The 2,534-nt window shown below is 74.6% G+C and carries 3 protein-coding genes and 1 pseudogene; 3 read left to right on the plus strand and 1 reads right to left on the minus strand.

The window, feature by feature from the left end:
* A partial coding sequence (locus JNW98_RS25155; protein ID WP_223770577.1) for a sensor domain-containing protein occupies positions 1 to 588 on the minus strand: 588 nt, incomplete at its 3' end.
* A 182-nt stretch (positions 589 to 770) separates the two neighbouring features.
* Here JNW98_RS25155 and JNW98_RS25160 point away from each other — a divergent pair.
* From JNW98_RS25160 to JNW98_RS25170, 3 genes and pseudogenes are all read left to right on the plus strand, one after another.
* On the plus strand, positions 771 to 1,196 hold the full coding sequence (locus JNW98_RS25160; RefSeq protein ID WP_223770578.1) for an NADH-quinone oxidoreductase subunit A: 426 nt from the start codon (positions 771 to 773) through the stop codon (positions 1,194 to 1,196).
* Between the two features lie 71 nt (positions 1,197 to 1,267).
* Positions 1,268 to 1,636 (plus strand): annotated as a pseudogene (locus JNW98_RS37055) (NADH-quinone oxidoreductase subunit B); the annotation flags it as partial.
* Positions 1,618 to 2,534 (plus strand): NADH-quinone oxidoreductase subunit C (locus tag JNW98_RS25170; RefSeq protein ID WP_504755318.1); only part of this gene is annotated, 917 nt, incomplete at its 3' end. The pseudogene JNW98_RS37055 and the gene JNW98_RS25170, both read left to right, overlap by 19 nt.

Below are 2,534 nucleotides of genomic sequence, written 5' to 3' on the forward strand. Positions count from 1 at the left end.
GCGCCGCTCCAGCTCGTCGGAGGGGCACAGCAGCCCGCGCGCCATCGCCCGGTCGACCGTGGCCATGCCCCGCGCGAGGTGGCCGAGCACCGGCCAGGCGACGAACAGGGCGCACAGGGTCACGCCGAAGGTGAGCACCCCCCACGGCAGCCGGATCAGCGCGTACAGCGTGGTGCGCCAGGCCACCGTGTCCTTCAGGGTCCGCCAGACCCAGCCGACGGCCCCCCGGCGGGAGCCGGCGTGCGGCGGCGGGCTCGGTTCGTCGATCCGGACGCCCAGCAGCGCCCGCGCGCGGCTCCGCTCCATCCGCCCCACGTACCGCACGCCCATCAGCCCCACCGCCAGCAGCGGCAGGCCCACCACGGTGAACGACAGCACCACGCCCGCGAACAGCCACAGCGACACGTAGGTGAAGGCCGCGAGCCCCGTCAGCAGGTTGGTCAGCAGGTAGAGGACCTCTTTCCAGGTCCACGCGTCGAAGGCGAGCCGGGCGGGCGGCAGCGGCTCGTCCTCGGACCCCTTCCCGGAAGGGTCGGGGACCCGGGGGCGGGGCCGGGCGGGTATCGGGGTGGGGGTACGGGCGGTCACGGTCCAAGCCTGCCCGGAACCCGAGGGTCCCCGCCATGGGGGCCCCGGGAGCGTCCCGGTGGGGAGAACCCCACCCTTGGCCGGGCAGCGCTGCCCGTTCCCCGCCGCGCAGCACCTAGACTCCTGTGCGTACAGATCGTCGAATGCGGACGACAGCCGCACACAGGGAGTGAGGGCCGGACGTGCCGGAGGCAACCGCGCGCATCGCGACGGCCGACGCCCGGCTCGCGGCGGAATCCGCCGCCTACTTCGACGGCTACGGCCTGGTCGCCCTGGTCGGCGTCGTCGGCGTGCTCTTCGTCGCCGTGGCGTTCGGCGCCGGACGGCTGCTGCGGCCCGTCGTGCCGACGCCGGAGAAGCTGCTGACGTACGAGTGCGGCGTCGACCCCGTCGGCGAGGGCTGGGCCCACACCCAGGTGCGCTACTACGTCTACGCCTTCCTGTACGTGATCTTCGCGGTGGACTCGGTCTTCCTGTTCCCCTGGGCGACGGTCTTCGCCGCGCCCGGCTACGGTGCCGCCACCCTGGTCGAGATGTTCGTCTTCCTCGGCTTCCTCGCCGTTGGCCTGTTGTACGCATGGAAGAAGGGCGTCCTGGAGTGGACGTGACACGCGCCGAGCCGGTCGGCCTGCCCGAGCCCCGCCGCCTGGGCGCGCTGGCCCGGCTGGCCCCCGAGCCCATGAAGGTGGTCCTCAACTGGGGGCGCCGCTACAGCCTCTGGGTGTTCAACTTCGGCCTCGCCTGCTGCGCGATCGAGTTCATCGCCGCGTCCATGGCCCGGCACGACTTCATCCGCCTCGGCGTCATCCCGTTCGCGCCCGGCCCCCGGCAGGCCGACCTCATGATCGTCTCCGGCACGGTGACGGACAAGATGGCGCCCGCCGTGAAGCGGCTGTACGAGCAGATGCCCGAGCCGAAGTACGTCATCTCGTTCGGCGCCTGCTCCAACTGCGGCGGCCCCTACTGGGACTCCTACTCCGTCACCAAGGGCGTCGACCAGATCATCCCGGTGGACGTCTACGTCCCCGGCTGCCCGCCCCGGCCGGAGGCGCTGCTCCAGGGCATCCTCAAGCTGCAGGAGAAGATCGCGGCCGAGTCGACGGCGGAGCGGTACGGAGCTTCGGCGCCGGTGGGTACGGCGCCGGGTGCGCCGGGTGCGCCGGTGGCGTCGGTAGCGGAGCTGCGCAGCGCGCCGGTGGCGCCGCCGGCCGGGCCGGCGGCCGGGCCCGGGGAGGACTCCGGGAACGGCCCGGCGAACGGTCCGGCGGCCGGCCCGGCGAACGGCCTCGGGGAGGACGGCCGATGACCGGCTGGCTGCCCGCGCCCGCCACCGACGTCTTCGGCGCGGACGCCACGGCCGAGGAGGCGTACGGCCTGCTCACCGTCGACGTCCCCGCCGCGTCCTGGCTCACCGCCCTCACCGCCGCCCGCGACGAACTCGGCTGCACCTTCTTCGACTGGCTGAGCGCCGTCGACGAACCCGGCACCGGCTTCCTCGTCTGCGCCCACCTCGTCGCCCTGCCGACCGCCGCCGACGCGTCCGTCCGCCGCCTCCTCGTCCGCACCACCGTGCCGCACGACGCGCCCGTGCTCCCGACCGCGGTCGGGGTGTACGCCGGCGCGGGCTGGCACGAGCGCGAGACGCACGAGATGTTCGGCGTCGACTTCACCGGCCACCCGAACCTGGCCCCGCTGCTGCTTCCCGACGGCTTCGAGGGCCACCCGCTGCGCAAGGACTTCGTCCTCGCGGCGCGCGTCGTCAAGGCGTGGCCGGGCGCCAAGGAGCCCGGCGAGTCCGACCACGGCGGTCCCAAGCGGCGGCAGATGCTCCCGCCCGGCGTCCCCGACCCCAACGAGTGGGGCCCCCTCAAGGGCCAGCTCCCGCCCGCCCCGGCCCGCCCAGCCCGCGGCGCCCGCGCCGCGGGTGCGGCCGCCGGCGATCGCCC

This window comes from Streptomyces huiliensis (assembly GCF_020037025.1).
GTDB classification, from domain to species: Bacteria; Actinomycetota; Actinomycetes; order Streptomycetales; family Streptomycetaceae; genus Streptomyces; species Streptomyces huiliensis.